The sequence below is a fragment of the Brevibacterium sanguinis genome, assembly GCF_039528855.1.
Lineage (GTDB): Bacteria > Actinomycetota > Actinomycetes > Actinomycetales > Brevibacteriaceae > Brevibacterium > Brevibacterium sanguinis.
In genome coordinates, this window is sequence record NZ_BAAAMB010000012.1 from 1 (window position 1) to 17,950 (window position 17,950).

The 17,950-nt window shown below is 59.7% G+C and carries 36 protein-coding genes and 1 pseudogene; all 37 read left to right on the top strand.

The features are described from left to right. Nucleotides 1–1,980 precede the first annotated feature (1,980 nt). The 37 genes and pseudogenes from ABD154_RS13940 to ABD154_RS14115 all read left to right on the top strand — a co-directional run bounded on the left by ABD154_RS13940 (nucleotide 1,981) and on the right by ABD154_RS14115 (nucleotide 17,940). A complete protein-coding gene (locus ABD154_RS13940; protein ID WP_344251459.1) occupies nucleotides 1,981–2,196 on the top strand; it encodes a helix-turn-helix domain-containing protein in 216 nt (71 codons plus the stop codon). A 411-nt stretch (nucleotides 2,197–2,607) separates the two neighbouring features. Then, the gene (locus ABD154_RS13945; protein WP_344251461.1) at nucleotides 2,608–2,841 is read left to right on the top strand and encodes a hypothetical protein; all 234 of its coding nucleotides are present in this window, start codon (nucleotides 2,608–2,610) and stop codon (nucleotides 2,839–2,841) included. A gap of 5 nt (nucleotides 2,842–2,846) precedes the next feature. Further along, on the top strand, nucleotides 2,847–3,029 hold the full coding sequence (locus ABD154_RS13950; protein WP_344251462.1) for a hypothetical protein: 183 nt from the start codon (nucleotides 2,847–2,849) through the stop codon (nucleotides 3,027–3,029). A gap of 636 nt (nucleotides 3,030–3,665) precedes the next feature. After that, on the top strand, nucleotides 3,666–4,304 hold the full coding sequence (locus ABD154_RS13955; RefSeq protein ID WP_344251464.1) for a hypothetical protein: 639 nt from the start codon (nucleotides 3,666–3,668) through the stop codon (nucleotides 4,302–4,304). An 87-nt stretch (nucleotides 4,305–4,391) separates the two neighbouring features. After that, nucleotides 4,392–4,610, top strand: a complete 219-nt coding sequence (locus ABD154_RS13960) for a hypothetical protein (RefSeq protein ID WP_344251466.1) — start codon at nucleotides 4,392–4,394, stop codon at nucleotides 4,608–4,610. 19 nt (nucleotides 4,611–4,629) lie between these two features. Then, nucleotides 4,630–4,866 (top strand): hypothetical protein, encoded by a 237-nt coding sequence (locus ABD154_RS13965; RefSeq protein ID WP_344251467.1) that lies wholly within the window; start codon nucleotides 4,630–4,632, stop codon nucleotides 4,864–4,866. Nucleotides 4,867–5,036: 170 nt separating this feature from the next. Then, complete coding sequence (locus ABD154_RS13970) at nucleotides 5,037–5,273, top strand: hypothetical protein (protein ID WP_344251468.1); 237 nt, start codon at nucleotides 5,037–5,039, stop codon at nucleotides 5,271–5,273. Between the two features lie 148 nt (nucleotides 5,274–5,421). Continuing rightward, a pseudogene (locus ABD154_RS17970) lies at nucleotides 5,422–5,640 on the top strand (HNH endonuclease signature motif containing protein); the annotation flags it as partial. A 27-nt stretch (nucleotides 5,641–5,667) separates the two neighbouring features. After that, the gene (locus tag ABD154_RS13975; protein ID WP_344251469.1) at nucleotides 5,668–5,859 is read left to right on the top strand and encodes a hypothetical protein; all 192 of its coding nucleotides are present in this window, start codon (nucleotides 5,668–5,670) and stop codon (nucleotides 5,857–5,859) included. Between the two features lie 317 nt (nucleotides 5,860–6,176). Further along, nucleotides 6,177–6,410, top strand: coding sequence for a hypothetical protein (locus ABD154_RS13980; RefSeq protein ID WP_344251470.1), 234 nt, complete (start codon nucleotides 6,177–6,179; stop codon nucleotides 6,408–6,410). After that, the gene (locus ABD154_RS13985) at nucleotides 6,407–6,556 is read left to right on the top strand and encodes a hypothetical protein (RefSeq protein ID WP_344251471.1); all 150 of its coding nucleotides are present in this window, start codon (nucleotides 6,407–6,409) and stop codon (nucleotides 6,554–6,556) included. Before ABD154_RS13980 ends, ABD154_RS13985 begins: the two co-directional genes overlap by 4 nt. After that, nucleotides 6,553–6,981: a helix-turn-helix domain-containing protein gene (locus ABD154_RS13990; protein WP_344251472.1), complete on the top strand. Its 429-nt coding sequence runs from the start codon at nucleotides 6,553–6,555 to the stop codon at nucleotides 6,979–6,981. Before ABD154_RS13985 ends, ABD154_RS13990 begins: the two co-directional genes overlap by 4 nt. Nucleotides 6,982–7,063: 82 nt before the next feature. Continuing rightward, on the top strand, nucleotides 7,064–7,243 hold the full coding sequence (locus ABD154_RS13995; protein ID WP_344251473.1) for a hypothetical protein: 180 nt from the start codon (nucleotides 7,064–7,066) through the stop codon (nucleotides 7,241–7,243). Nucleotides 7,244–7,959: 716 nt separating this feature from the next. After that, nucleotides 7,960–8,733, top strand: coding sequence for a pentapeptide repeat-containing protein (locus ABD154_RS14000; RefSeq protein ID WP_344251474.1), 774 nt, complete (start codon nucleotides 7,960–7,962; stop codon nucleotides 8,731–8,733). Continuing rightward, nucleotides 8,726–9,121 (top strand): hypothetical protein, encoded by a 396-nt coding sequence (locus tag ABD154_RS14005; protein WP_344251475.1) that lies wholly within the window; start codon nucleotides 8,726–8,728, stop codon nucleotides 9,119–9,121. Before ABD154_RS14000 ends, ABD154_RS14005 begins: the two co-directional genes overlap by 8 nt. A gap of 37 nt (nucleotides 9,122–9,158) precedes the next feature. Continuing rightward, nucleotides 9,159–9,368, top strand: a complete 210-nt coding sequence (locus ABD154_RS14010) for a hypothetical protein (RefSeq protein WP_344251476.1) — start codon at nucleotides 9,159–9,161, stop codon at nucleotides 9,366–9,368. Beyond that, nucleotides 9,368–9,643 carry a DUF7352 domain-containing protein gene (locus tag ABD154_RS14015; RefSeq protein ID WP_344251477.1) on the top strand — a complete coding sequence of 92 codons (276 nt, stop codon included), beginning with the start codon at nucleotides 9,368–9,370 and terminating at the stop codon, nucleotides 9,641–9,643. The genes ABD154_RS14010 and ABD154_RS14015 overlap by 1 nt, the downstream gene beginning before the upstream one ends. Beyond that, a complete protein-coding gene (locus tag ABD154_RS14020; protein ID WP_344251478.1) occupies nucleotides 9,636–9,821 on the top strand; it encodes a hypothetical protein in 186 nt (61 codons plus the stop codon). The genes ABD154_RS14015 and ABD154_RS14020 overlap by 8 nt, the downstream gene beginning before the upstream one ends. A gap of 209 nt (nucleotides 9,822–10,030) precedes the next feature. After that, entirely contained in the window at nucleotides 10,031–10,243 is a 213-nt protein-coding gene (locus ABD154_RS14025) for a hypothetical protein (RefSeq protein ID WP_344251479.1), read from the top strand. Between the two features lie 12 nt (nucleotides 10,244–10,255). After that, nucleotides 10,256–10,453, top strand: coding sequence for a hypothetical protein (locus ABD154_RS14030; protein ID WP_344251480.1), 198 nt, complete (start codon nucleotides 10,256–10,258; stop codon nucleotides 10,451–10,453). Continuing rightward, nucleotides 10,446–10,970, top strand: coding sequence for a hypothetical protein (locus ABD154_RS14035; RefSeq protein WP_344251481.1), 525 nt, complete (start codon nucleotides 10,446–10,448; stop codon nucleotides 10,968–10,970). The genes ABD154_RS14030 and ABD154_RS14035 overlap by 8 nt, the downstream gene beginning before the upstream one ends. Beyond that, nucleotides 10,960–11,184: a hypothetical protein gene (locus ABD154_RS14040; protein WP_344251482.1), complete on the top strand. Its 225-nt coding sequence runs from the start codon at nucleotides 10,960–10,962 to the stop codon at nucleotides 11,182–11,184. The genes ABD154_RS14035 and ABD154_RS14040 overlap by 11 nt, the downstream gene beginning before the upstream one ends. Further along, the gene (locus tag ABD154_RS14045; RefSeq protein ID WP_344251483.1) at nucleotides 11,181–11,369 is read left to right on the top strand and encodes a hypothetical protein; all 189 of its coding nucleotides are present in this window, start codon (nucleotides 11,181–11,183) and stop codon (nucleotides 11,367–11,369) included. The genes ABD154_RS14040 and ABD154_RS14045 overlap by 4 nt, the downstream gene beginning before the upstream one ends. 438 nt (nucleotides 11,370–11,807) lie before the next feature. Next, the gene (locus ABD154_RS14050; protein ID WP_344251484.1) at nucleotides 11,808–12,008 is read left to right on the top strand and encodes a hypothetical protein; all 201 of its coding nucleotides are present in this window, start codon (nucleotides 11,808–11,810) and stop codon (nucleotides 12,006–12,008) included. A gap of 2 nt (nucleotides 12,009–12,010) precedes the next feature. Beyond that, entirely contained in the window at nucleotides 12,011–12,322 is a 312-nt protein-coding gene (locus ABD154_RS14055) for a hypothetical protein (RefSeq protein ID WP_344251485.1), read from the top strand. Beyond that, a complete protein-coding gene (locus ABD154_RS14060; protein WP_344251486.1) occupies nucleotides 12,322–12,888 on the top strand; it encodes a metallophosphoesterase in 567 nt (188 codons plus the stop codon). Before ABD154_RS14055 ends, ABD154_RS14060 begins: the two co-directional genes overlap by 1 nt. 279 nt (nucleotides 12,889–13,167) lie before the next feature. Next, nucleotides 13,168–13,377 carry a hypothetical protein gene (locus tag ABD154_RS14065; protein ID WP_344251487.1) on the top strand — a complete coding sequence of 70 codons (210 nt, stop codon included), beginning with the start codon at nucleotides 13,168–13,170 and terminating at the stop codon, nucleotides 13,375–13,377. Beyond that, nucleotides 13,374–13,661 (top strand): hypothetical protein, encoded by a 288-nt coding sequence (locus ABD154_RS14070; RefSeq protein WP_344251488.1) that lies wholly within the window; start codon nucleotides 13,374–13,376, stop codon nucleotides 13,659–13,661. Before ABD154_RS14065 ends, ABD154_RS14070 begins: the two co-directional genes overlap by 4 nt. After that, nucleotides 13,658–13,819 carry a hypothetical protein gene (locus ABD154_RS14075; RefSeq protein ID WP_344251489.1) on the top strand — a complete coding sequence of 54 codons (162 nt, stop codon included), beginning with the start codon at nucleotides 13,658–13,660 and terminating at the stop codon, nucleotides 13,817–13,819. The genes ABD154_RS14070 and ABD154_RS14075 overlap by 4 nt, the downstream gene beginning before the upstream one ends. A gap of 66 nt (nucleotides 13,820–13,885) precedes the next feature. Next, nucleotides 13,886–14,173 carry a hypothetical protein gene (locus ABD154_RS14080; RefSeq protein WP_344251490.1) on the top strand — a complete coding sequence of 96 codons (288 nt, stop codon included), beginning with the start codon at nucleotides 13,886–13,888 and terminating at the stop codon, nucleotides 14,171–14,173. Beyond that, nucleotides 14,166–14,699 carry a hypothetical protein gene (locus ABD154_RS14085; RefSeq protein ID WP_344251491.1) on the top strand — a complete coding sequence of 178 codons (534 nt, stop codon included), beginning with the start codon at nucleotides 14,166–14,168 and terminating at the stop codon, nucleotides 14,697–14,699. The genes ABD154_RS14080 and ABD154_RS14085 overlap by 8 nt, the downstream gene beginning before the upstream one ends. After that, a complete protein-coding gene (locus tag ABD154_RS14090; protein ID WP_344251492.1) occupies nucleotides 14,696–15,121 on the top strand; it encodes a pyrophosphohydrolase domain-containing protein in 426 nt (141 codons plus the stop codon). Before ABD154_RS14085 ends, ABD154_RS14090 begins: the two co-directional genes overlap by 4 nt. An 8-nt stretch (nucleotides 15,122–15,129) precedes the next feature. Further along, nucleotides 15,130–15,474 (top strand): hypothetical protein, encoded by a 345-nt coding sequence (locus ABD154_RS14095; protein ID WP_344251493.1) that lies wholly within the window; start codon nucleotides 15,130–15,132, stop codon nucleotides 15,472–15,474. Continuing rightward, the gene (locus ABD154_RS14100) at nucleotides 15,464–16,186 is read left to right on the top strand and encodes a hypothetical protein (RefSeq protein WP_344251494.1); all 723 of its coding nucleotides are present in this window, start codon (nucleotides 15,464–15,466) and stop codon (nucleotides 16,184–16,186) included. Before ABD154_RS14095 ends, ABD154_RS14100 begins: the two co-directional genes overlap by 11 nt. After that, on the top strand, nucleotides 16,183–16,599 hold the full coding sequence (locus tag ABD154_RS14105) for a hypothetical protein (RefSeq protein ID WP_344251495.1): 417 nt from the start codon (nucleotides 16,183–16,185) through the stop codon (nucleotides 16,597–16,599). Before ABD154_RS14100 ends, ABD154_RS14105 begins: the two co-directional genes overlap by 4 nt. Next, nucleotides 16,580–16,765, top strand: a complete 186-nt coding sequence (locus tag ABD154_RS14110; RefSeq protein ID WP_344251496.1) for a helix-turn-helix transcriptional regulator — start codon at nucleotides 16,580–16,582, stop codon at nucleotides 16,763–16,765. The genes ABD154_RS14105 and ABD154_RS14110 overlap by 20 nt, the downstream gene beginning before the upstream one ends. Before the next feature lie 2 nt (nucleotides 16,766–16,767). Beyond that, nucleotides 16,768–17,940, top strand: coding sequence for a tyrosine-type recombinase/integrase (locus ABD154_RS14115; RefSeq protein WP_344251497.1), 1,173 nt, complete (start codon nucleotides 16,768–16,770; stop codon nucleotides 17,938–17,940). Nucleotides 17,941–17,950 lie beyond the last annotated feature (10 nt).

Consider the following 17,950-nt stretch of genomic DNA (forward strand, 5'->3'; position numbering starts at 1 on the left):
AACTTCGTAATGCTCGTATATCTAGTAGAACTAATAGAAATGAATCAGATGTGGCCACGCTCGGGCTCAAGGCCGAGCATCAACAGCAGGAAGACTAGTGGTATTGCATCCGGCGAACCTGTTCTCGCCTATTAGCCGACTCGACGCTAGGGAAGAAGTATTCCTTTGGGCCGAGTTCGACAAACTCGCCCTCGGTTTCTCGGTAGTCGAGATGTGCAGGGTTCAGGCAGAGGTCCCACCCGCAGGCTGGAAAGATGCCCCACTCGGCTGGCGCAACCCCGTGATTCAACGCCCACGCGACCCTGCGGCAACTAACCCGCCCTCGGGTCCGTGGCTGAAAGAGTGGGTGCGCACTAAGCGACAGCCTGGGGCTGCTTGCGTAGCCCATCCAAAACCAGCAATCGTCTGAATCTCCGCGATCGACTTGTGCAAAAAAAAGCTTCGCGGTCCCCCTCGCAGACTTCCGTGGCGAGCAGGTCGCGGCGCGACCCCTGGGTGTAGAAACTCGATTTTCCGTAACTCATGCTTCTCCTAGTTCGGTAGGTTGATTACTAGCATGCCCGCCGCGGCGGGGGATCAATCCCGCCCGCGGGCGCTCGGCCCCGAACGGCCGAGCAGTTTGTCTCGCGCACATGCGCGTTAACTACTACCTTGCGCAGGCCCTGAAGCGGCCTGCGCTTATCCAAGCGCGGAGCTTCCGCTCCGCTTTGCCTTGACCAGAAATCCGCGAGCCTCGACGAAGTCGCGGCTCTTGTGCCCTGACCGAAAATCTTCAAGCCGAGGATCCGTGAGTCAGAACCGACGAGGTACGAGGAGGTTCTGACGAACCTCTGTACGTCTTTACGTAAACTCAACCAACTACGTAACTCTCTTGCCCTTTCGGCTCCGCCACGGGCAAGAGCTACAAGCTCTTGCTGCGTTGGTATTGGTTGCTGTCTTGGGGTCGGTCGCTCGGTCGCTTCGCTCCCTCACTCCCTCCCCCCTCCCCCTCCCCGGGGTTCACCCGTTAAAGCGTGTCACTTTTCCGGATTTGTGACATCCGAGCAGTGTGATCTTCCTCACACCTATTCTAATGAGGTCGTTTGATGTTGTTAGAAAATTTTTGCAACTGCACTTGAACGCTGTTCAGGTACCCCCGACTGTCGAGGCGGGTGGTCCGCTGCGCCCCGCCGGGGCCTGCTCCAAGTTCTCGTATTGTTACCAATCAATCTCGTTTAATCGACATTCGAAGTGGGAGCGAACACAGATGCTAACCACCTGCGGTGCCGGAGGATGGGGCGGGAGGGGGTCATCCCCCTATGTCCGCGCGGTCGCGCGGCTACCATCACCCGGCTCACTGGTCAAGGCCCCGTCGCGGCCCCTCAAGCCCCGGCCGCATGGTCGACGCTCTCACTCACCGCACACCACTGCCCGCGCCCGGGGCGCGGCGCATGGCGCACACTGCGCCGGACTCACGGCACGTCCTCATCGCACACCATGCCGGTCATGAGCCATGGCTCACTCGTGTCAGCCGGAGCGCGACGCGCGCCGATCCGCACCCCGGATCGGTCGGCCACTCACGGCTCGCCCCATCGCCTGCTGCTCTCACTGCTCACGTCACGGGACCCGCGTCATGACAGGAGTCCATCGCACCTAGCAGCACCCCGATCACCACTCACATACTTCTCACATGTTCCATCGTTCTCGCAGGTCAGAGCACACGCAGGCGGCCACTCCGCACTGTGCTGCCGAAGCTCGACCCGACCCGGGGTTGCGTACCACATGTCGCTTGTGTCAGACTGGTGTCACCAGCTCGACAGAGAGCGGATGGATCACCCGGTCAATGACCACGGTTCGATACCTCGGATGAGTGAGAACGGACGGTTAGGGCAACCGAAGCGGCCAGTATGGCTGCGGCACCGGATAGGGTTCACCTGTTTGATGGGGATGACTGGTAGTCCGGCCTCATGGGCCGGGGTTCCATAACTGTATAGTGGGGGCGTGAATAATGATGATGCCACTGGAATTGCCGGGGAGCTTGCTCGCGTTGCGGAGCAGGTCACTGAGTCTCGGATCGCACATCGTGCTCTTGTCGATAGGCGGAATGAACTGGTTGTGCTGATGCATGATGACGGTTATTCTCTAACCGATATTGCACGAGTCGCGGGGATTTCATACCAGCAGGTGCAGCAAATTCTTGGACGGCATGGCCGGTGATTAGTTAAACGCGTTGGGTTGACAGTCACAAGCGGCTTGTGGCAGAGTGTTTCACGTAACCACGACAGGTTAGTTAAACGGCCTGGCGGCTGCGGGGATTACCATTTCCCGCGGCGGTCGGTGACTGGTTGGGTGGTATTTGAGAATCGAATATTGATGGGGCACATAATCGTCCCTGGTTGGCGTAAGCAGCGGGCATATTCCTGCGCCGGGTAACCCGTTCACCGTAACGATATGATTTTAGTTTTTGACTGTTTTTCGCTTTAGGGTGGTTCCCTAAACCATAGGTCACAATCGGCTTGTGGTAATCCTACCGTTGGTCACGGGCAGACGTTTAGTGTTTGTGGTTCGATTCCTGGGTTGGGCGCGGTACACAATCGGCTTGTGGTATTTATTGAGGAGATGAGAAACATGTTTGACACCAGTACGGGCGAAGAGTTCGAGCCTGAAACGCGGTTCGATGATCTCTTGGATGGGGTGCATGAGAGCGTCGTCATCGCGGGGATCGAGTTCGACCCGTCGCGAATCCTGCGGGAAGTCGACCCCATCGGATACCTGACCTGCCTGACTGACTACACGGACGACATGGTCGGTGCTGGTGAGTGGTCGGAGACCGACCCGGACGACGATGAGGATGAGGACTGAGGGGCATGACAACAGTTCCACGCTCAGGAGGTGTCAGCCCGGAGCGGACTGACCTGGCTTCTGTAAATCGCTCGACGCTCGACGATGGCGGCGAGCTGGTGAATGATTCCAGGTTTGATGACGAAACGTTTCACCAGCTTTGCGAGGGGTCGGTGAGTTTCCGCCAGGCGCTTAGCAGCCTGATGTGACGCATAACTGAATACGAACAATTGAATATAGATAACTGAATAAAAGTGGGGTGGGACTGATGCTGTTTTGGATGGGGCATTGGTTGTTGGTGCAGGGGTGAGTCTGCGCGAGTTTAGTCCGCACCACGGTAGCCACTGTGGTGCGGGTTATGCCCAGTGCAGGGCAACACTGATTTGGAGGGTGAGTGTTGTGACGATCAACGCTGGTGGTCTGAAAGCTGGTATGCATCTGGCCATGGACTGTGCCTACATCCGGATTGAACGGGTGAGGCGTGAGACCCACGGAATGATTGCGGCTTATGTCCGCTCAGCGACGGGGGCTGTCGTCCCGGTGCTGTTCCATTCGGATGAGTCCCTGACAGTGGGTGCCTGAGTTATGGGCGAGTACATCACAGCGCGTAAAGCGCATATCGACTGGTGTGTCGTCGCGCTCTGGGCCGACGTCATGGATGCTGACTGGACGATCACAGGGCACACCACGAGCGGCTGGGATAGCCGCTACAGGCTGTAGCAGTTTGCCAGTTTTCAGGCGGGTATCGGTGGCAACTTGAGCCAAGGCGCATTGGCGCGCCTGACTCATTCCCGGTATCCGTTTGTGAACCTGTAAACCTTGTTGAGAATGTAGGAGTTGAAACCATGAATTCTGTTACTGTCACGTCTGCCGAGTTGATTGCCGCAGTGAAACGGGTGATCCCGCACACGGCAGCCGCAAACCAGTACCTGCCGGTGCTGGAATGTATCCGGTTCGAGGTTCGCGGAGGGTACCTTACCCTGTCTGCTACTGACAGGTTCACGCTGATTGAAACCCGGATTGGCCTGTCTGTTGAGGTTGGTGAGGATGATTCGTTTGTGTTCCTTGCGAACGCGAAACGCCTCAAAGACTTGCTGCCAGCGTTTAAGGCAGGACGGCTTGTGACTGTCACGGATGGTGGAGAGTTCAATAGTATCCATGTTCCGGGCAATGATGGTGATTTTCCGGCCGTGAACAAACTGTGGCCTGACCGGTTTATGGAAGTGTCCCCGCACCGGTTTGGTTTAGGTGTGGAGCATGTGAAGAAACTGGCTGCACTCCCCCAGGGTCGGGATGAGAAACGTATCCCGTTGGTGTTTGGGCAGGGCCCTGATGCTGGTGAACGGAAACCGTTGGTGGTTGTGTTCTCGGATCACACTCGCGTCCTGGTGATGCCTCGCGGTGGTGAGGATGCTTACGCCGGTGCGGCTGGAGTGTTTGAGTCGATGAATGCACCGACAGTCGCCGCCCCTGTCGGTGCCTGATGTTTGGGGCGTGAGCGTAGTGGAGGCCGGGCGTTGATCGTCCGGCCTCTGCCATGTCCACACCACACGAGAGAGACGAGAGACCCCGTGAACCCGACCTACTTTGAGCGATCCGCCGCGCCCACGCGCGGAGCAGTGAACACCGTGTCGAAAACGGATGTCATCTTCAATGCCGCCGACCTGCTCTCGGACGACGGGAGCAATAGCGAATACGACAGCGCGATCCTGCAGCTGACGGCGCGCCTGCTGGACATGACTTCCGACGACTGCGAATCGCTGAGCATCGTGCTCCGAGCGATCAAGTGAGGCGGAGGTGATGACGAGAATGCCACGGTTCGCCACTGTAGACGATGTCATCGACCGGCACGTCGTCCCGACGCTCGGCGAGTACGCTGCAGACTTCGATGTCGATGCCATTGCATCCGAGGTCACTGCCTACCGCGCCGACGAGTACCCGGCTCACCCCGGTTCGATCAACCTGAGCACGACTGGCCTTGAGGTTGCCGTCACCGATGCTGAGTTCTGGGAGATAGTCGCGCGACACGACATCGCTGCGGACTGAGAACGCGAAGAATCCCCCACCGAACGATGAGGGATTCTCACATCCCCGCATCGGCGGGGAGCACTACTGATCCAAATGTCAGTTCGGATCATCCCCGCTAGAGCGGGGAATCGCACCGAAATGCGATGCGACGATCTTAACACACAACCGCCTGCGAGGGGAACTAGCTCATGAACAAGATTATGACCGCCGCCGTGTCCGCGATCGTCGGGCTGAGCATCGGCATGACTGGCATCGGTGCAGCGGATGCGAAGCCTGCAAAGCCGGTCTACACCAAAACCCAGATGAACAAGTGCGCCGGTGCCGTGATGGAAGCTGACGCAATCATCAACGGCGGAGACAAGTCGCTGCGCAAATCGTTCAACAAGAAGCGCAACGCATGTGCCAAGGTCGTAAATGGCTTCTGACCTATGCCGTGGTCCACGGTGCGACCGCCCCCGAAAGTATCGAGACTATTGCGACTCCCATCAAAGGCAGAAGCGTCGAGGTCTGGAGTTGACGGAGATCAGCCCACGGCGTGGAGCCTCACTGAACGAAAGGCTTGAGTACTGGTCAATGCCGCTCACCAATACGGGCTGCGTCGTTTGGGTTGGGGCGTTGCAGTCTGGCAAGGACGGCGGGTACGGGTATCTGAAGCTAGGCGGCGCAAGCCGCCGCGTTCATCGCCTGACCTACGAGCTGCACTTCGGGCCAATCCCCGATGGAATGCTGGTAGACCATCGGTGCGGAGTTCGGTCATGTATCAACCCGGACCACCTACGGCTAGCAACCCCCAGCCAAAATGCGGCACACCTAACGAGAATGAGTGCGGCCAATACCTCCGGACACCGCAACGTGTTTTGGCACGGGCCGTCTCGCACGTGGCAGGTGCTCATCGGGGTTAACGGTCACAACAAGTCATTCGGCATGTATGCCGACATCGAGGACGCCGCGAACGTGGCGCGACAGAAGCGACGTGAAATCTACGGCGAGTTCGCCGGGATAGACAACTGAGAGCCGAGCCATGACCGGCATTCTCTACACGCTACTCACCGGGGATTTTCCCGGCTATGCGATAGCCGGAGTCGAGGAAGATTCCACCATTATCCAGACCGTGCTGCTTATGCACGGTCTTTTGTTTTGAGAGGACTTTGCAATGGCTCGAATGATCGGCAAGCACTGCCCCTACGGGCCGGGAGGCCGCGACTGCGCGTGCTGCGGTGATGCCCCTGGGAGGGATCGCGCTCGGGCACGGCGAAGCGCCAAGCGGTCTGAGCGCCAGGCCGTCAAGCGACAAGTTGAAAACGAGGACTAAGGGAGGACTGAGAATCATGACCGACACCACCGCTCCCCCGCTGACACCGATCGATACCGGCGAGGTGTGCGAACCGCACATCTGGAACACGACCAATCCCGATCACATCGGCAAGGTCGATTTCGATGATGACTCGGGCATGACCGTAGCAACTGTGCAGCTGGTGAAGAACGCCGCCGGAGGATACACGGCTGTCGTGACACAGCTTGGATTTGAGGCTGTGTCCGTTGATCTGCAAGAAGAGCGATGACTGAAGAGGTCACGCTCTGCTACCAGTGCCACGAGGATGCCGGAGCACCACGAGTTATCGACTTTCCTGAGAGCCCGTTCGCCAGGTGTGAGACATGCGGGTACAACGACGACGGCGACGGCATGGTCGCCATTGAGAGGACATGACCATGATCTACGAACTGAAAGACGAGGTCGGCCACCAGCCGCCGTTCCGGTTCGACACGATGAAGCATGACGCATTCGATCTTGCGCGATGCTTCACCGGCAACGACCTGGACAGCCTGTATCAGGAGGGTGAGGTCATTGCCGCCCTCGATCGTCTCGAACGGCAGGACATGGTCCGGATGCTCTCGGACGAGGGAATGAGCACCAGGGCGATCGCTCCGATAGTGGGGGCGAGCGATAGGCAGGTGAGGCGCGATGTTTCAGGTGGGACAAATGTCCCACCTGACCCTACTCCACCGCACGTCAACACCGATACCGGCGAGATCATCGACGAGCCGGTCAAGACGACCGGCATGGACGGGAAGCAGTATTCCCGGCCCAATCGAAGCGACTCAACCCTGACCGAATCCGACGTTAAAGCCTGACCTCGACCAGCTAATCGACGCACAGACATTGAGCTGTGCGTCTTTTTGTTGAGCGAAACCATAAATCCAAGGAGAAACCATTATGAAAACTTATAAAATCACCTGGTGGTCAACGACTAAAGGCGCATCAGGGGAAATGCGAAACGTCCCGGCAGGCGAATTGTCGGAAGCTGTTGCAGAAGCATGGACGCGAGTCGGTAATGACGATGGAGAGGTTGTTATCGAATCAGAGCGGGAAGAGGTCATCGAATATGCGCAGTGATCTCGCAGTGAAATATGCAGTGCGCGGTGTCGTGTGGGGGTTATTGGCACTCGCAGCTATGGGCTGGGTGTTCGGCGGGATCACCGTCTTGGCGGCGATCTGGTGATGGATGACCGCATTTCAGAGCTTCGTGATTTCATCGAATCAGCCCGGAATTCAGAACCAATAGAAGTCGATAGACCAAGTCCGGCAGAGCGCACCAATGAATACGTTATGCGAATGCAGCGTGAGTCGCGTCGAAAGGCAGTGAGAAGCGGAAGAGAATGGGAGCCGCACGAATTTCCCATTATCCGTCGAACTGATATCAGCATTTCACAGAAAGCGCTGGCGTTGGGGAGAACATATCTCGCCGTTAAGCGGGCCATCTCCCGATTTAATGTGGAGGGTTTGCTGTGAGCCGTGAGGCGAATCAAAACAATGTTTATGCCCTGGCATCTGCGACCGGATATTTCGATTCGCGAGCCGAGTTGAATGAGAATTATTGGCCTGATGACGGCATCGAATATCGATCGTGCAATAGGTGCGGTCAGGTTGAGGTGTGCAGTAGAGGCGCATCGCCTCGTGTGTGCGCTGATTGCGATGGTCTTGAGCTGATGCAGTCGCGTGATTATGCGGAGCTGTTCGATGCCGTATGACAAGGAAGGTGAGCAAACCCATGAATGAGACCACCAACCCCCTCCCCGGGCTGCACGCCCGCCTCGGACTAGGAGACAACGATGACCAGTAAGACGAATGCACAGAAAATCCAGGAATGGCGCGACGCCCACCCTGATGCTCGACTCAACCATGCCGCCCTCCGTGACCTCGTGGGCGCCGATCTCAACGGGGCCGACCTCGTGGGCGCCGACCTCAGCGGGGCCTATCTCAACGGGGCCGATCTCAGCGGGGCCGATCTCAGCCGGGCCAACCTCAGCCGGGCCTATCTCAGCCGGGCCGATCTCAACGGGGCCGACCTCAGCCGGGCCAACCTCAGCCGGGCCAACCTCAACGGGGCCGACCTCAGCCGGGCCAACCTCAGCGGGGCCTATCTCAACGGGGCCGATCTCAGCGGGGCCGATCTCAGCCGGGCCAACCTCAGCCGGGCCTATCTCAACGGGGCCGACCTCAGCCGGGCCAACCTCAGCCGGGCCAACCTCAGCCGGGCCGACCTCAGCCGGGCCAACCTCAGCCGGGCCAACCTCAGCTGGGCCGACCTCAGCTGGGCCGACAAGTGGGGCGGCCTCCGTCTTGACGGGCTCGCTTCGGGTCAAGTGACGATGGTGCCCACCCCGAACGGTTGGGTGCTGAACGTCGGGTGCTGGTTGGGCACCGTGGACGAACTGGAAGCACTCGCTTCCGGCGATGAGGGCTGGCCGGAAGCGGTGGGTGAGGAACGGGAGCGTCGCCGCCCCGGACTGCTTGCCCTCGTCCCAGTCCTGCGTGCCCACCAGGAGTACCACCACGACAAGCTTGTCGTGGTGCAGGAGAAGTGGGGGAACGACAATGACTGACACCCGAATCGAGTCGTGGCTGGCGGAACGCCGGAGCATCCACGCGGCGGCGACGGAGGGGCCGTGGGAAGCATACGAAGGCCCGTGCCGTGAGCCTGCGAACATTCTGACGCCCCAGCACACGCCGATCCCCATGATCAACGGCTGCTGTGACGGCGACGGCTATCTCGACAATCCGGCTGACGTCGTCTCCATCGTCGACGCCCACAACCACCTCCCGACGTTCTTCGCCATGGTGGAGGCGGTGCTGGGGCTGCATCAGCCCACGAGGAGCGATGGTCGGTTCAGTCGGGCCGTGTGCAGTATGTGTCACTACGAGGATGGCCCCACCGTCACCTACCCGTGTCCGACCGTGCGCGCCCTTGAGGCGGTGATCGGGGATGAGTGACGGGATCGAAGCACTGAAAGCCGCGTATGTGTCGCAGATGAAACGCGTCTACTACTCGTCCATTCGGGGGATCGCCACCCCGGAGGACTGCCAACAGTGGGAGGCGGACGCTGATCGGGTTATTCGGAAAGTGAAGGCCGAGGCGTGGGATGAGGGGCGGGCGTCGGTCGGTGAGCAGATGCTCCAGCCGCGTGACGAGTACGGCATGTGGCCGGAGATCCCCAACCCTTACCGAGGAGGACGCTGATGCGACGCGTGTTCAAGTACCCGCTCGAAATCATCGGCCAGCAGACCGTGGACACCCGTGCCGGGTGGATGCCGTTGAGCGTGCAGATGCAGGGCGGGGTGCTCTGCCTGTGGGCGGAGGTCGACGACTTGTCACCGGCGGCATCCTGCCGGGTGTTCGTTCACGGAACCGGGCACGAGGTTCACCCGGACGCTGCCCGGTTCGTGGGGACGTTCCAGGTGCCGGATTACGGGCTGGTGTTCCACGTCTACACGGAGGAGACCAGTGATGAGTGAGAAGTTCTTCCTCGAAATCGAGTGGGAGGTGTCAAGTATGCCGCGCTTCGTTGGGCCGTTCGACTCCAAGGCGGAGGCTGCGTGCTTCGCGGAACTCAACGTCCCCAATGGGGCGTGGCTGGTGGCACGGCTCTCCAACCCGTACCGAGAGGAGACCAGTGATGCCGACGACAACTGACCGGTGCACGTGTCCGACCGCATCGGTTGTCTGCGACGGGCCGCAACCGGATTGCCCCGTTCACGGCGACCCCGACGCGATCATGCCGGCGGGTCCGGGTTGGACCGTGAGGGTTATCGGAATCCGGTAAACCCCGGTAAATCCCTTAAATCCGGGGCATGCAGTTACGAAACGGATACGAAACCACCTACGAATGAAAGGACACAACGATGATCGAGGAAACCGAACAGGCGTACACCGACCGGGTGCGCGCCGACTACGCGGCTGCGAACGCCCTTGAGACCGTGGATCACACGTGGCTCAACGCGTTCGCGTGCATCAACCCGAGCGACGAGTTCGCCGCCGAAGTGGGGCGGACCGTGATCGAGAAGGTCATGAACGCCCCAGGCCGCAAGGTCGCGTTGACGTTCAACGCGTCGTGAGGAGGCGGCACAGTGAGTGAACGCACCTTGTGGGCGACTGGCCTCGTTGCCGTCGCCCTGACCGTCATGGCGATCATCGCGGGGTTCACCGTAGTCATCACCGACGCCCGGCACTCCGACGAACGCGAACGCACCGCCTGCGTGGAGGCCGGAGGAAGCTACGTCGGAGGCCAGGACACCGCGTGCATCCAAGGAGACGACGATGAGTGACCACACGCTCCCGAGGCTCGCGGCCTCGGGCGACCGCAGCAACGGCCTGGAGCGTGTGTCGGACGGCGGAGGCGAGTTCCCCGACGGATACCGGCTCACCAGGTACGGCACCGCCGAGGTGGGCCGGTGGTTCATCGACCACTTCGACGCCGACCCCGAGGAGTGCGGGGCGTGCGCGGTGTCAGACGACCAGTGCCCCGTGCACTACGGCGTCTCGGCGGGGATCGACCTGGTGGCGAGGAAGCTCGTCGCCCTCGGGGACGACCCCGAACTGTTCGCTCGCATCCCCTACCCGACTCCCGGGGGGTGGAGAGTGATGGGCAGGCAGCCGTATGTGCCGGACGAGGAGGAGCTGGTCACGGGGTACGCCGAGATGATGACCGGGGCCGGTGAACCTGCGAACGTGACGGACGCCGACGCCCGGCGAGGAATCGCACGGATCAAGGCCGACGCCGCAGCCCAGGCACTCCGGGACGCGGCACACGCAATCGAACAGGAGACGAGCGATGGACGCTGACAGCCTGCGGGACAGGATCGCGGACATTATCTACCAGAACTGCGAGGCGGATGGATACACCAAACTGTCCACAGCGCAGGCGGTCATCGACGACCTGGGGTTGACGATGGAGCGAAAGTACTCCTACGTTGCCGGTCTGCGAGACGAAAACGGCATCCTCATCTCCGAGGGTATGGCGACCCGTGTCGTCGGGAAGTGGGAGGAGGAGAAGTGACGGTCGAGAACCGCATCATCAGCCGCGACGATCAGAGGATACTGCAACTTCTCATCGACGGCGCATGGTTCGATTACGCGATCGTCGAGGGCGCCAAGCCTCCACGAGGCGTCATCCGCTACGGCCGCCCCTGGCAGGAGCATGTTCCAGCGCACAGCCGACACCTCATCAAGGGGGGCCGATGACTCTACAACTTTCCACCCGTCCGATGGGACGAAACTTGTGAACGGAGGAGACGTGAGCGAGTGCCATGAGGTGATGCACAGGGCGCGCAAGGTCTACCGCCCGGGACGCCTGTGGCTGTGGGACTGGCGACCCTGGGAATGGAAGCTCCTGAGGGGGAGCGACGAGTACGGCAGACACACCTATGTCATCGGCCCAATCGTGGTGGCAACGAACCAATGTTGCCTATGCGAATGCGGGGAAGAAGAGTGAGACCCTGGGAAATGATGTGGTTCAGGTACTGGCTGAACCACCAACCGAAAGCATCCAGGAATGTGAACAGGTTTGAATACCTGATTGCTACCTGGCCGGCGAGGATCTGGTGCCGGCTGGTGCGGAACAAACATTGATGAAGCCCCGGAAGGGGCTTTTCTTATACCCACCCACCTTATGGACAGACTATGAACAGACTGAAGATGCTGCCGCGTGTTCCCTCCAATTCGGCGGTTGAAAACACTGCGGTGCGTTTTGTCAACTGGGTTTTGACCCGCTTCACTTCCGCCGAATACCAGGCGTTCCTTGACGGCCTCATTCAGTATGGGTTTGCCGCCGCGAAACGTGACACCGAAGAAGGGCGGGAACCGCCTACTGATTGGAGATGAGCATGACTACCACACGCGAGCAAATGCTCGAACGGCTCTCAGAAATTCGCCAGCGTCGCCTTGACGCCTTCCGGGAGGCCGACCATGCCGGTGCTTCAGCAGCTGACAATATTCAGGCTATCGCAGATGCAACAACCATTGAAGATATTAACACCCTGCATGAAGCGCGTGAAGTGCTGGACGATTTTGAGCGCAACGTCCTTGACATGTACGTGGATGTTTGGCGGGAGTTCGGGAAGTACCGGTGCCCGGTGTGCGGGATGACAGACCGGCAGTCTGCCGCTGTCGGTTACGACTGCCTCAAGGGGTGTTGATGAGTAACCATTTGTTCACGGCGGACCTGCATCTCGGCCACCAGTTTGTGGCCGGCCTACGCGGGTTCGACAATACAGCCGACCATGACCGGATGATTATCGGCAACCTGGTGTCTGATGTTCGTGAGAACGATGTTCTGTGGATCCTGGGTGACTATTCGGTGTCGCAACACGGACAGGCGAGAGCACTGCTCTCTCAAATCCGTTGCCGGAAAATCCTGATACCGGGGAATCATGACCCGGAACATCCGATGCACCGGGGTGCATGGAAGGCGCAACGCACAGCACTCGACACGTTCGAAGCGGTACTCCCTTACCAGCGTATCCGCTTGTCGAAACAGAGTTTCATCATGAGTCATCTCCCCTACCTGTTGGGAGGTGACCATGCCAGCAACGAACGGTACCCCGAATACCGGTTACCTAACACGGGGTTGCCGCTTCTCTGCGGGCACGTCCATGATGCCTGGCGGTTTAAGGGGAATCAGTTCAATGTCGGGGTGGACGTCAATGGTTTCAAGCCGGTGAAGGCGAACACCGTGCTCGAGTGGTGGGAGGTGGAGTCGTGATCGAGGCCCTGATCGGACTTGGATACGCAACAGTGGGCCTCACTTCGGCGTTCTATATTACGAGATCCATGCTGCGAAAAGAGACCGGAGGCGAGTACTCATTGCGGACTTTAGACACGGAGGGGTACGTCATGACATCGATCCTCGGATTGATGTGTGGCGCATTCTGGCCAGTGACCCTTGCCGGTGCCGGTTTCGTTGCGTTCATGCGCCGGGACCACGAGCGCACCGACCCAACCCTGCGTAAGCGTCGCCTCGATGAGCGCGAGGCTCGCATCCGTGAACTCGAGCGAGATCTGGGGATCGGTCGTGAGTAGGTGCAAGACGCGCAAGCGCCGCTACCGCGACGAGATCGCAGCGAAACTCGCCCTGGCAACCATCCAGCGCGAAGACAAGACTCACCGCCCGGACCAGGAGGTTCGGGCCTACTACTGCCGGCAGTGTCATGGCTGGCACCTCACCCACCTTGAAGAACGGAGAGAAGAATGAGTAACGACAACCTGGGCGCCAGCGGCCTCATCGCTGGGGCCGTGGCTGCTGTTTCGATTGTTGCCGGCATCACTGTCGGTGCCGTCAATTCGCGCCTGGCAAGCGAGCGAGAGTTCACGACGTGCGTCGAATCCGGAGGCACGTATCACGAGGGCACGCAGTCCCTGTGCGTGGAGCCTGGCTACATGAATCCGGAGGGCATCATCACCTTCCACTCAGCCTCGGGGCAGGTCTATAAGACCCTGATCGAGAACGACGAACTGCCGAAAGGGGCTGCCGCTTGAGCGACACGATTGACGAGGGGCGGCGACAGGCGCAGTACGCGGCCATCGACGCGCTGTCCGTTGACGAAACCAGCGACATCGATCAGACCTTGGCCGACCTGCGCCGAGCCCGAAAGGCGGTGGCCGCCGAGCGGCGGGCGTTGAAGGCGATCGATTGAGCAGGGATACTCACTCCAGGCGACCTGACACGGGTCGCCTTTTTCGTACCCGAAAGGAGTTGCGGCATGACCTACACCGCTGACGAACGCGAAACCGTCGTCACCCAGTCCGATGGATCCGACGTGGTTCGCATTTGGACTGCGCAACGCTCCGTAATCAACAGGATTCGTGAGAAACCTGACGTCAAAGTCATCGCCCAAGGCACTGACCGCGGAACGGACTGGATGGAGCTGGAAGTCCCTGCATCCAGGTGGAATCTGGCCGGTGCCGTGAGGCGCAGGTCGACGATGACCGACGAGCAGAAACAGGCGGCTGCCGAGCGGCTGAAGCAAGCAAGGGAGAAGAATGAGTAAGAAGGCAAAAATCAGGGAGCTTGAATCGGAGGTTGCCGACCTTGAGTGGGAGTTGGATGTTGCGCGTCGCCATCGAGATATATATGGAAAGTTCTCCAGTGAAGTTCAATCGGAACTGATCGATTTACAGGACGCGTACCACGCCCGCGGGAAGACCATCCACGAGCTCACCGAGAAATTCCGGGAGAAGAAGGAGCGGATCCACGCCTTCTATGCTCCGCAGCTGGAGAACCGCAAGAAGGAGAATGAAGAGCTCGATCAGGTGAAGAAATGCCTCGACCTCGTCATTGGCCAGAAGATTCGCCTCGCGGAGTACCTGGAGGAGATGGAGTGCCAGCTCGAAGACATGAAGGAAGACGTGAGTTTCTACCGCCGCAAATGGTTGGAGTCAGTCAAGCCGGATGACGGGATGGCCGGAACCACCGACGAGGCGGAATACCGGCTCAAGCTCCTCGCCGATGCACTGAAATCGATTGCTGCCGCCGCCGGAGAGGTCGAGTGGATTCTTCAGAAGGAGGCTTCGTGACATACGTCAACGATGTTCGCGAGTTCATGCTCGCTTGCGACCAGCCCGTGCGAACCGAGCCGACGGTCATCTCCGACCAGGAGAAGTGGGAACGGCTCACCATGCTGATCGAGGAATTCTCTGAGCACAAGAATGCGCTGGTCGCTCTGAAGCGGGCGAACGAATATCACTCAAGGCAAGGCATCAAAGATGCAATGGTGGAGCTTGCCGACAGCCTGGTCGACATGGTCTACATCATTATCGGTACAGCCCACTCCTACGGCCTTGACTTCGATGCCCTCTGGGAAGAGATTCACGGCAACAACCTCACCAAGATCGACCCGGAGACGGGTCTGGTGCTGAAGAAGAACGGCAAAGTGCAAAAGCCGGAGGGTTACGTGCCAGTCGACCTGCGATCGGTCATCTATCCGGCGAAGCACTGAGGGGAACCGTGGAGATCAAGACGCAAACCAGACCGGCTGACGATTACATGCGAGCCAAGGTTCTCGAACGGATAGGACGCGACGAAGGCCGCGTCGAGTTCGTCATGGAGGAATGGGATTTCGGATTCTGTGACACATGCTCGTGGCCAGAGTCCGGCCTCGCCGTGAAGGTCGACGGCGAGACCGTCTATCCCTCGGATGAGGTCTTGGCCGCTTTCGGCGGCAACTCGATCGGTGACGACGAGGCTGAGGTCAAGTCGGGCGAGGTCATCGCCTCGCAGTACAGTCGCTTCTTCGACTGGCTCGACGGAAAGGACCTCGCTGCAATCAGGGATGCGGAGGATGATGCCTAGCGCACACCTGAACCCGCAGGAGCTCAAAAAGCTACTGCACAACTCAATCGACATAGGCAAGGAGACCGGGAAATCCCCGGTCTTTCCTCTTGTCGCCCTGACTGTTGAACCGGAAGGGGCGATGGCCTACGGCCGGAGCCGGCACTGCGCCGGATGGTCATTTACCTCGACGCCGCTCTCGGCGAATGCCGGCAACACGGTCCTGCTCGAGCTCGACGAAGCTCAAGAGCTCGGCATGGCGGTCGGCAAGACATCCGCAGCAAAAGACGCCACAGTCTGGGTCGAAGTCTCACCCGACCACCGTCTCATCGTTAACTACGGCGACGAGTCCATCGCCGATCTCCCGTCGGTGGAACCCGAACCGGGCGATATTGAAGCAGTCAACACCGAACTGCGGCTACCCTCCGAGGCTGGCGCCTCGGAGCGGGGATTCTTCGCGATCAGTACCGAGACGATGAAGCGGTTCGCCAAGATCCGCGGCACCAACCCGGTCGTCGACATGAAGTTTACCGCTGTCTCCAGCTCGAAAGCGATTGATAAAGGCAACCTCACCATCGTCAAGGTGGGGTCGAAATTCCTCGGGGCGTTCGAATCCATCGACCGCCCATCAGTGCAAGACCGGAGCCTGCTACTCAACCCTGAACCGGACCCAGAAGAAGATTCAATGTCCGAAGAGGACTACTACGACCAATTACTTGAGGAGACTGTATGACGCTCGTTCGGATCCGTGATCGTCGCACGATCACATTATCCAACCTCAGCTTCGCCGCGGGCGAGGCAACGGTCATTAATCCAATCGATTCGGCCTACCCGATCCTTCTGGGCATAATGAACGGCGCTGACGATGCATGGCCGAACTACTTGACGTTCAGCCTGGAGCAGGGAGTCCTCGATGAGGACGACTACGTATTCCTCCTGGAGTCCACCGCCGGTGAGGTTACCGAGGTCATGGAGAAGATCTCCAATCACATCGGTGAAGAAGAGCTTGGTCTTGGCGCGGCCAAGGACCTGACCGAAGACCAGGAGGCGGACGTTCAGGCCTTCTCTGACTTCCTCAAGGGCCTGCTGCCCGCGAAGGAGCGAGACGACGAGGAGGAGGAGGGTAATGAGCACCCTTCTGAATGAGTACGACGACATCATGATCCCCGCCGAAGTGGCGGAAGTGTACCGGGTCTCACCCAACACCCTCTCCGACTGGGCATCGGAAGGCGTCGGACCCCGGTTTATCCAGATCACGAAACGAACCCGCCGATACAGGAAGGCGGATGTTCTTGAACACCTAGAGGGGTGAGCATGGCTTACATCGAGAAAACGAAGAATGGCCGCTTCCGCGGCATTGCCAAACAAGGTCGGGTGAAGCTGGGAACGAAGACCTTCGATCGGAAGAAAGATGCTCTCGCATGGGCCGAGCGGCAAGAAGCCGCAGCTCAGGGGGTATCCGACCCGAAGGCAGGCAAGGCGCGGCTTCGGGAGTGCCTTGCGGAGTGGATGGATGAACGTGAGGGCGTCGTGGCGCCGCTGACTTTTATCGGTGACGATCAGAGCATCAAGCACGTTCCCCTCGCGCTGATGCAACGCACGATCGCCTCGATCACTCACCGCGACATCGAGGCGTGGTACAAGTCGATGCGGAAGCAAGGCTACTCGGATAACACGATCCGCAGGCATAAGGCGGCGATGTCATCGTTCTTCTCGTGGGCCGTGCGCGACGGGAGAATCGCGACCAACCCGGTCAAGGACTCGACTCTGCCGAAGGCGCTCGAAGAGCCGCGGGAAATGGAGCCGTTCACAGAGCAAGAGCTCATGTCGCTAGTCGGCCGAGTTGCCACGGATAGTCAGTTTCACGCAGACGTTATCCTCATTCTCGGCTGGACTGGCGTGAGGTGGGGAGAGGCCCGCGCGCTCCGCGTCTCCGACGTGCGGCTCGGGAGAGTTCCCTATCTCCTGGTATCGAAGTCGCACTCGCAGTCCTCAATAGAGAAGGTGCCGAAAGGGCGCAGGCGACGCCAGGTACCGCTTGCTGATGTCGTCATGCCGGCCATTGAGCGGGTCTCGGCAGGCAAGCGGCCGTCTGACTACCTGCTGACCGGCCCGAACGGCGGTCAGATTTGGTCGCCGGCGTTTACCCGAAGGATTGACTGGCCGACGGTCAGTGATGGCCGGAGGATTCACGATCTCCGGCATACTGCTGCATGCATTTGGCTGACTCGCGGTGTTGATCTGGGGACGGTGAGAGAGTGGATGGGGCACACATCGATCCTCACCACCAACCGGTACCTGCACCACCTCGGCCGGACTGCGGATCAGGCCGGGCTGAGCCTCCTGAATTCTTCGGGGGGACCGCATGGGGACCGCGAGGACATCGCGGAATTGCCCCTTTCCCGCGCAGATACTAGTGAGAGCGTCACTGGCGCCATGTGCTCTATGATGACAGAGCGAACTACTCTTGCGCGCGCCGCGTTATAGGGTGGGATTT

Coding starts and splice junctions, on each gene's coding strand:
- ABD154_RS13945 (WP_344251461.1), top strand. CDS start 2,608: ATGTTTGACACCAGTACGGGCGAAGAGTTCGAGCCTGAAACGCGGTTC.
- ABD154_RS13950 (WP_344251462.1), top strand. CDS start 2,847: ATGACAACAGTTCCACGCTCAGGAGGTGTCAGCCCGGAGCGGACTGAC.
- ABD154_RS13955 (WP_344251464.1), top strand. CDS start 3,666: ATGAATTCTGTTACTGTCACGTCTGCCGAGTTGATTGCCGCAGTGAAA.
- ABD154_RS13965 (WP_344251467.1), top strand. CDS start 4,630: ATGCCACGGTTCGCCACTGTAGACGATGTCATCGACCGGCACGTCGTC.
- ABD154_RS13970 (WP_344251468.1), top strand. CDS start 5,037: ATGAACAAGATTATGACCGCCGCCGTGTCCGCGATCGTCGGGCTGAGC.
- ABD154_RS13975 (WP_344251469.1), top strand. CDS start 5,668: ATGAGTGCGGCCAATACCTCCGGACACCGCAACGTGTTTTGGCACGGG.
- ABD154_RS13980 (WP_344251470.1), top strand. CDS start 6,177: ATGACCGACACCACCGCTCCCCCGCTGACACCGATCGATACCGGCGAG.
- ABD154_RS13985 (WP_344251471.1), top strand. CDS start 6,407: ATGACTGAAGAGGTCACGCTCTGCTACCAGTGCCACGAGGATGCCGGA.
- ABD154_RS13990 (WP_344251472.1), top strand. CDS start 6,553: ATGACCATGATCTACGAACTGAAAGACGAGGTCGGCCACCAGCCGCCG.
- ABD154_RS13995 (WP_344251473.1), top strand. CDS start 7,064: ATGAAAACTTATAAAATCACCTGGTGGTCAACGACTAAAGGCGCATCA.
- ABD154_RS14000 (WP_344251474.1), top strand. CDS start 7,960: ATGACCAGTAAGACGAATGCACAGAAAATCCAGGAATGGCGCGACGCC.
- ABD154_RS14005 (WP_344251475.1), top strand. CDS start 8,726: ATGACTGACACCCGAATCGAGTCGTGGCTGGCGGAACGCCGGAGCATC.
- ABD154_RS14010 (WP_344251476.1), top strand. CDS start 9,159: ATGAAACGCGTCTACTACTCGTCCATTCGGGGGATCGCCACCCCGGAG.
- ABD154_RS14015 (WP_344251477.1), top strand. CDS start 9,368: ATGCGACGCGTGTTCAAGTACCCGCTCGAAATCATCGGCCAGCAGACC.
- ABD154_RS14020 (WP_344251478.1), top strand. CDS start 9,636: ATGAGTGAGAAGTTCTTCCTCGAAATCGAGTGGGAGGTGTCAAGTATG.
- ABD154_RS14025 (WP_344251479.1), top strand. CDS start 10,031: ATGATCGAGGAAACCGAACAGGCGTACACCGACCGGGTGCGCGCCGAC.
- ABD154_RS14035 (WP_344251481.1), top strand. CDS start 10,446: ATGAGTGACCACACGCTCCCGAGGCTCGCGGCCTCGGGCGACCGCAGC.
- ABD154_RS14040 (WP_344251482.1), top strand. CDS start 10,960: ATGGACGCTGACAGCCTGCGGGACAGGATCGCGGACATTATCTACCAG.
- ABD154_RS14050 (WP_344251484.1), top strand. CDS start 11,808: ATGAACAGACTGAAGATGCTGCCGCGTGTTCCCTCCAATTCGGCGGTT.
- ABD154_RS14055 (WP_344251485.1), top strand. CDS start 12,011: ATGACTACCACACGCGAGCAAATGCTCGAACGGCTCTCAGAAATTCGC.
- ABD154_RS14060 (WP_344251486.1), top strand. CDS start 12,322: ATGAGTAACCATTTGTTCACGGCGGACCTGCATCTCGGCCACCAGTTT.
- ABD154_RS14070 (WP_344251488.1), top strand. CDS start 13,374: ATGAGTAACGACAACCTGGGCGCCAGCGGCCTCATCGCTGGGGCCGTG.
- ABD154_RS14080 (WP_344251490.1), top strand. CDS start 13,886: ATGACCTACACCGCTGACGAACGCGAAACCGTCGTCACCCAGTCCGAT.
- ABD154_RS14085 (WP_344251491.1), top strand. CDS start 14,166: ATGAGTAAGAAGGCAAAAATCAGGGAGCTTGAATCGGAGGTTGCCGAC.
- ABD154_RS14100 (WP_344251494.1), top strand. CDS start 15,464: ATGATGCCTAGCGCACACCTGAACCCGCAGGAGCTCAAAAAGCTACTG.
- ABD154_RS14105 (WP_344251495.1), top strand. CDS start 16,183: ATGACGCTCGTTCGGATCCGTGATCGTCGCACGATCACATTATCCAAC.
- ABD154_RS14110 (WP_344251496.1), top strand. CDS start 16,580: ATGAGCACCCTTCTGAATGAGTACGACGACATCATGATCCCCGCCGAA.
- ABD154_RS14115 (WP_344251497.1), top strand. CDS start 16,768: ATGGCTTACATCGAGAAAACGAAGAATGGCCGCTTCCGCGGCATTGCC.